Annotated in this window: 5 protein-coding genes; all 5 read left to right on the top strand. The window is 64.1% G+C overall.

What is annotated here, in order from left to right:
* Positions 1 to 108: 108 nt before the first annotated feature.
* Positions 109 to 888 (top strand): protein phosphatase 2C domain-containing protein, encoded by a 780-nt coding sequence (locus X741_RS137710; protein ID WP_032928459.1) that lies wholly within the window; start codon positions 109 to 111, stop codon positions 886 to 888.
* Entirely contained in the window at positions 885 to 3479 is a 2595-nt protein-coding gene (locus tag X741_RS137705) for a serine/threonine-protein kinase (RefSeq protein WP_023780741.1), read from the top strand. Before X741_RS137710 ends, X741_RS137705 begins: the two co-directional genes overlap by 4 nt.
* Positions 3480 to 3491: 12 nt before the next feature.
* A complete protein-coding gene (locus tag X741_RS137700; protein WP_031250696.1) occupies positions 3492 to 3992 on the top strand; it encodes a DUF1036 domain-containing protein in 501 nt (166 codons plus the stop codon).
* The gene (locus tag X741_RS137695; RefSeq protein WP_023780743.1) at positions 3989 to 6415 is read left to right on the top strand and encodes a M23 family metallopeptidase; all 2427 of its coding nucleotides are present in this window, start codon (positions 3989 to 3991) and stop codon (positions 6413 to 6415) included. Before X741_RS137700 ends, X741_RS137695 begins: the two co-directional genes overlap by 4 nt.
* 209 nt (positions 6416 to 6624) lie before the next feature.
* Positions 6625 to 7380: caspase domain-containing protein (locus X741_RS137690; RefSeq protein WP_023780744.1), on the top strand; the 756-nt coding region annotated here is incomplete at its 3' end.

Below are 7380 nucleotides of genomic sequence, written 5' to 3' on the forward strand. Positions count from 1 at the left end.
CCGCAGCCCTTATTTAGGTACTCTAATGTATGCGCTTGTGGCAAAGTGGCCTGGGCATGCTGTCCATGCTTGGTCACAGAGGACGCTCGCGAAGCGCTTGGTGGCAAATTGAGCACCGTCGCCCTTCCCATCGAAAGTTTCGGCGTCAGCCATAAGGGCTGCGTGCGCGACCACAACGAGGACAACTACCTGATCGAGCCGCAGACTGGGCTCTGGGTAGTGGCCGATGGCATGGGCGGGCACGAGGCCGGCGAGGTCGCGTCGGCCAGCATCGTCGATCATCTGGCGACGATCGGCATTGCGAGCTCGGCGCCGGACCTTCGCGCGCGCTTCGAGGACCGGCTGAGCCGCGCCAATTCCGAGATCCGCAACATCGCCCGATCCCGCGGCATCACCATCGGCTCAACCTTCGCGGCCTTGCTTGCCATGGACGGACGCTTCGCTGGCCTGTGGGCCGGCGACAGCCGCATCTATCTGGTCCGCAACGGCGTGATCTTTCAGGTCTCGAAGGATCACACCGAAGTCCAGGAACTGCTGGACCGCGGCATGATCAGCGCGGAGGAAGCGCTTAACTGGCCGCGTCGCCACGTTATCACACATGCCGTCGGCGTCAGCGATGAGCTCGAGATCGATTTCCAGCAGGGCGAGCTGATGCCGGGGGATGTTTTCGTTCTGAGCACCGACGGGCTGACGGCGCATGTGAGCGACGCCGAGATCAAGGCCGCTGTGAAATCCGCAACGCCGCAGGGGGCGTGCCGAAGCCTGCTGGATACGGTGCTGGCGCGCGGCGGAACCGACAATGTGACCATCGTTCTTGTGAAGATCGGCGGCGGGCGCAACGGTGCGCTCCATTCGGATCGGTCCGGAGCGGAAAGCCTGGCGAGATGAGCGACGACGACAAGACCCGGATATCGACGAACGACACCTATGCCGGCGTCGGCACGCAGCTCAGCGGCATTTACGAACTCGACGAGAGGATCGCCTCCGGCGGCATGGGAGAAGTCTACCGCGGCCACAACATCCAAACCGGCGACCATGTGGCGATCAAGATCGTATTGCCCGAATTCGCCCGCGATCAGACGATCCTGTCGCTGTTCCGCAAGGAGGCGTCGATTCTCAACCACCTGTCGCATGACGCGGTGGTGCGCTATCACGTCTTCACTATCGATCCGAGGATCGGCCGCCCCTATCTGGCGATGGAGTTCGTGGACGGCCAGTCACTATTCGACGTGATGCGTCGCGGACCAATGCCGGCGGAAGAAGTGCGGCGGCTTTGCCATCGCCTGACCTCAGGGCTTGCCGCGGTGCACCGTGGGGGCGCGGTCCACCGCGACCTCTCGCCGGACAACATCATCCTGCCTGGCGGGCAGGTGGAAGCCGCCAAGATCATTGATTTCGGCATCGCCCGGTCGGCGGCCGTAGGCGGCGAAACGCTGATCGGCGGCAAGTTCGCCGGCAAATACAATTACGTCTCGCCAGAACAGCTCGGTCTCTATGGCGCCGAGGTCAGCGAGCAGTCCGATATCTATAGCCTGGGACTGGTGCTCGCCGCGGCATTGCGCGGAAAGCCGCTCGATATGAGCGGCTCGCAGTACGAGGTGATCGAGAAACGCCGAACCGTGCCGGACCTGTCTGACCTCGCCCCCGATTTCCAGGAGCTCATTGGCGCGATGCTGCAGCCGGATCCGCGCGATCGGCCGGCCAGCATGGCCGAGATCGCCAGGGCAACGCGCGGCGAGGATTTCGAGGTGACATTGCCGACGGCATCGTATGGTCCGCGTGACCGCTCGGGCTTGCCGCGCGCCGGCTGGACGGGGCTGCCCGAGTCCGGGCCGCAGCCTTCGACGTCCGCCGGCGAAAAGCCCTTTGTTGAACATGTACGGCCGGCGCACCTGTCACAACCGCGGCCTGCGCCGGCGCAAGCGCCTGCAAGCACGCCCGTGCCGGTTGCGCCGCGAAAATCGTCGCGAATGCCGGCTGTCGCTGGCGGCCTCGTGACGCTGGCGGTCCTGTTGGGGGGCGGCCTTTACTTCAGCGGGTTCCTGGCGCCTCCGCCAGCCGAAGAGACACTCAAACCCTTGACAGCGAAGCCGGCGCCCAAACCCGTTGCGGAAGTGCCCCCGCCTGTGGCTCAAACGCCGCAGCCGGAAGAATCGCCCCCTCAGCCGCCGGTGCAGCCTCAGCCAGAGCCTTCAAAACGCGACAACGCTGCCGCTGTCGAGGCGGGGAACCCACCTGCCCTACCGGATGCACTGGAGAAGACCTCGATGCCAGCGGAGAACCAGGCGGACGCTGCGGGCGAACAGAAACCGGAGCCGGCCAAGCCCACCGAAATCCCCGCGCCGACCGCTAAGCCCGAGGCACCTGCAACACAAGCCCGGCAACCCGCCGAGCAGGCGCCGCTACCGCTGCCCGTCGGCAAGCCGACGCCGCCTGCGGCCGAGCCTGAATTGACGGCCAACAATCAGGCGCAAGGAGCTCCGGTCGAGATCGAGCCTACCCAAACGCCGTCCGGGAACCCGCCAAAGGCCGAGGCAAACCCGCCGGCGACAAAACGCAGCGCAACGGACCTCGTAGACATACTTTCAAAGTTGACCCAGCCGCAGGCTTCTACGCCGCCGGCTTCGGAGAGCCAGTTGCCGGCGCCGCGGACCAGCCCGCCGGCCAAACCGGCATTCTCGGCTCCGGCCGCCGGCCAGCCGACGCCTTCCACCTCGCCATCAGAGCCGACACAGACAGCGCAGCCGCCGCAGCAACCGCAGCCGCCGGTAACCAAGCTGCCCGAAAATACCGAAGTCGCGATCAATGTGCCCAAGCCGGCAATTCCGCCGACGAACCCGGTCGACGAGACCGCGCAACGGGCCTCATGGGTGCGCGACTTCAGCGGCGGCGACTGTTTCTATGCGTCCCTCACATCGCAAACCGTTAGCGCCGTCGCTATCGAAGGCTTCGCAACAGCCGTGCAGCCCTTCGAGCAGATGCTCAATGATTTTCGCTCGAGGTTCCATCTCGAGCCGGACATCAACGTCCGCCTCATCGACCAGAAGCAGTGTGAAGTGACCAACTTACTGCGCGTCCTCGACCGGAACCAGGTGGATAGTCCACAGCTCGTTCTCGACCGGACATCGGTGCCGGATGGCGCGCCGATCAGCGGCACGCTGACAACGCATGGCGGGCTGGTTTCCAATGTCATGCTAATCGACCACAGGGGCATCGCCTTCAACCTCGATGACCGCATCGTGGAGCAGACCGACAAGGCGAACTTCAACATCCCGATCGGTCTGGGCGCCGCCGACAAGGCGGCCGGCAAAGCGCTGCCGCAGATCATGCTGGTGATCACCGGACCGAAGGACATCCAGGCCGCGATGTTCTCGAGACCGACACCGGTCGCCGAGCTTTTGCCAAAGATCATCGAGGAGATTGGCGCCGACGGCTCGCAGTTCTCCGCCACCGCCAAATATTTCCGGCTCGGCGGATAGATATGAACGCCGATGGACCTTCGCCCCTCGCATTCATCTTGCCGGCCTTCGTCACGCACAAAGCGTAGCCGGTTTCGATTGGTCCCGGACTTCCGCCGCCGCCTGGGATCTTGCGCGCTGTTCGGCGCGGCGCTGCTCGTTGTCCTCTCAACCAACAGGGCTCATGCCGAATTCACCGTCTGCAACCAAACGCTCGACGTCGTCAACCTCGCCGTCGGACAGAAGGTCGACAATGCCGACCAGACCGACGGCTGGTGGACCATCGGCGCCAACCAGTGCGTGAACCTCATCCGCGAGAAACTGGCCAACCGCTACATCTACCTCTACGCGACCGACGTGTTCGGACATGCGATCCTCAACGGCTCGACCGAGATGTGCGTCGATCGGCGCCGCTTCTCCATCCGAGGCATCGAGGAGTGCTGGCAGCGCGGTCATATCGCGGCGCGTTTCGTCGAGGTCGATACGCTGGAGCAGGTGCGCTGGACCTATTTCCTGACCGGAAACAGCCCGTGACGCACAGCATCGACACGAGCTTCAAACAGAAGAAGCTAGCGCGCCTGGCCGAGCGCAGACGCAAACTCTGGCGCCGCATTGTCGCCGGCGTTGCTACGCTCACCCTCATCGCGATTGCCACCGGATTCTATCTTACCAGGGACAACTGGTCGTTCGGCGACGAGGATGAGGAACTGCATCCCGTCGAAGGCATGGAAGACGTGCCGCCCGACGCCTTGGTCTATGTGCCGGCCATCATCGATCTTGCCGGTGACCCAATGTGGATAACGCTGGCGCCCGATGCGGACGCCGGCACGAAGGGCCATACGGTTGCGCGCCCGGCCGAACTCGACAGTTCCGGGGCCTCGCCGCAGATCGAGATTCTGTCCGACGTGATGCTGAGCGCCAGCGAGAAGTTCATGACGACGATCCCGTCGACGCAGGAGGATTTTGCATTCTTCAAGGCGCAGCGGCAGACTGCTCCGAAGCCTTCGACGGCGGAACCGGACGATCAGCAACCGCCCTCGCCCGCACCTGCTGCGGTGCCCGACGACCAAGCTGGCGACCTGGCGAACGACCTGCAGGCGCCGCCGGACGCGAGCGAACCCTCCGCCGGTTCGGCGCCCAAAGCTGACGCAGACGACCCCGAGGCCGGCTGGGGGGAGACTATCGACCAGGGCGAGGCAGCCCTCCCCGCGTTCAAGAAAACCGCGATCGAGAACAACACCACCGTCGCGGACGTCACCAGCGAATATCAGCGCTTCGCGGCGACGGAGGACACTTTCGTTAAGATCCTCAATGACCGCAGCCTGGTCAGCGTGGTGCTCGACGCGCATTTCTCCGCGGACGACGCCAGGCTCGCGGGCGAGGCGCTGGAAACGCTGTTCAGGCGCGATGGGCTTGAGGCCGGTTTCGTGGTCGCCATGCGCGGCTTCCGGCCGAACCCCGAGACGACGACGATGTCGCTGATGCAGGTCTCGGTCTACGCGAGGAATGTCTATGTCGGTACGCTGACGCGCAACGCAGCGGGCGCCTTCGTTTCAGGCGTCGACCCTTGGGTTCGCGAAGACCTGTTCAATTATTCCGGTGCCTCGGACCAGGGCGGACCCAAGCGGCAGTACCGGTTGCTCGACGCAATCTACTCGACCGCGGCACGCAACAAGGTACCGACCAGCGTGATCGGCGAAGCGATCATGTATCTGTCGAGGGGACAGGATCTCGACGCTTTCGCCAGCGAGGACCAGCGCCTGGTGATGATCTACTCGCAGACGCCGGCTGGCCAGGGCGAGATCTCCGGACGGGTGCTTTACGTCGGTGTCGTGGGCAAGGACAAGAACCTCGACTGCTTCGTCTTCCAGCAAAGCGACGGCCAGTATGCCTGCGTGACCGGCGACGACCAGGTTCGTTCACTGACCGTCACCAACGGCATGGTCACGCCGGTCGCAGGCGTGATGACGTCGACCTTCGGCCCGCGCAAGCATCCGATCCTCGGCACGGTTCGGATCCACAAGGGTGTCGACTGGGCGGCTCCGGTCGGGACGCCGGTCATGGCCGCTTTCGATGGCCAGATTTCCTTCCAGGGTGATGGCGGCAGCTACGGCAATCTGGTGAAGATCACGCACGCCAATGGCCGGGAGACGCGCTACGCGCATATGCAAAAATTCGCCATCGCCAGCGGCATCGGCACCAAGGTGAAGGCCGGCGACGTCATCGGCTATATCGGCACCACGGGGCTTTCGACCGGCCCGCATCTGCATTTCGAACTCTACGAGAACGGCGAGGCGATCGATCCGCTGGGGATGGTCACCGCAGTCGCCACCGCCGGTTCCGTCGGTCCTGGCGATTCCGCCGTCGAGACGCTGACCGACCGGATCGTCCATGTCGAAAGCGGCGGCAGCGCACGTGCCAAGAACCCCAACTCGTCAGCAACCGGCGCCGGCCAGTTCATCACCAAGACCTGGATCCGGATGATGAACACCTATCGTCCCGACCTTGCCCAATCGCTTTCGACCGCCGACCTGCTCGCGCTTCGCTATGACGCGACGCTGTCGCGCGAAATGGTGCGCAACTTGGCGCGCGAAGGGGAGGCCTATCTGCGCGCCCGCGGCCACCAGATCACCGCCGGCCGCCTGTACCTTTGTCATTTCCTCGGCATGGAGGGTGCGCATCAGGTGCTGGCGGCGCCGGGTTCGTCGCAATTGAGCGCCGTTCTCGGCGTAGCCGTGATCCAGGCCAACCCGTTCCTGACCGGCAAGACCGTCGGCTACGTCATCGATTGGGCCGAGCGGAAAATGGGGCAGAAAGTGCCGCGCCTGGTGACCGATCAGACCCAGCCGGCGACAACCGCGACCGAGGTCAAGCAGACGTCGCCGGAGTTCGCGAAATACAAGCAAGCGATAACCGCGTTGCTCAATTCAATCCAGGAGACGCTTGAGCCAGGCTAGAGCAAACGATCGCCTGGTCGATCGTTTTTGAGACTGGCGGCTGGCATATCGGCAAATATTTGCAGCGGCCGGGTGCATCCGGTGAACCTAGACTTGCGTCGGAGCGACATAAGCCTGAGAGCCATTGTTGGCCGAAGCGACGTTGTCGCTGACGAATTGAGGACCCGCAGAGATGAATAACGCGCCCCGATGGGCCAGAGGGCTGATCCATGAAACTGTTTGCCATTCTTTTGAGCGGACTTGTCCTTTCCATCCTTGGCGCCTTCGACGTCCAGGCCGCGACAGCGGAAGGCAAGCGTGTCGCGCTGGTCATCGGCAACAGCAAATATGTTAACGCCGTTGCCTTGCCGAACCCGGCGAGCGATGCCCGCCTTATTGCGTCGACGCTGCGCAACGCCGGCTTTGAAGTGATCGAAGGCATCGACCAGGACAATGCCGGCATGCATGGCCTGATCAGCAAATTCACCGAAGAATCCTACGACGCGGACCTTGCGGTCATCTTCTACGCGGGCCACGGCATGCAGGTCGACGGCAAGAATTATCTCGTACCGGTCGATGCCGAGTTGACGTCTCCGGCCTATCTGAAGACCCGCACGGTTCAGACCGACGAATTGATGGCGGCGCTGCCGGCCGATCCGGCCGTTGGCATCATCATCCTCGATGCTTGCCGCGACAATCCGCTGGAGCGCACGCTGGCTGGGGCTCTGCCCAAAAGCCGCTCGCTCGGCGCCGGCCTGGCGCCGGTCGATGCAAGGGCGGACGGCATGGGCACGGGTGGCATCTTGATCGCGTACGCAACGGATCCCGGCGCGATCGCTTTCGACGGTGACGGCGTCGACAGCCCCTACTCACTGGCGTTGGCCAGGCACCTGACCGAACCCGGCGTCGAGATCCAGAGCGCACTGACGCGCGTGCGCGGCGAGGTGACGGAAGCCACGCAGGGCCGGCAGCGGCCGTGGCACAAT

Source organism: Mesorhizobium sp. LNHC221B00 (assembly GCF_000502935.1).
Lineage (GTDB): Bacteria > Pseudomonadota > Alphaproteobacteria > Rhizobiales > Rhizobiaceae > Mesorhizobium > Mesorhizobium opportunistum.

Excerpts from the sequence above, each read along its gene's own strand:
- X741_RS137705 (WP_023780741.1), top strand. The coding sequence starts at position 885 with ATGAGCGACGACGACAAGACCCGGATATCGACGAACGACACCTATGCC.
- X741_RS137700 (WP_031250696.1), top strand. The coding sequence starts at position 3,492 with ATGGACCTTCGCCCCTCGCATTCATCTTGCCGGCCTTCGTCACGCACA.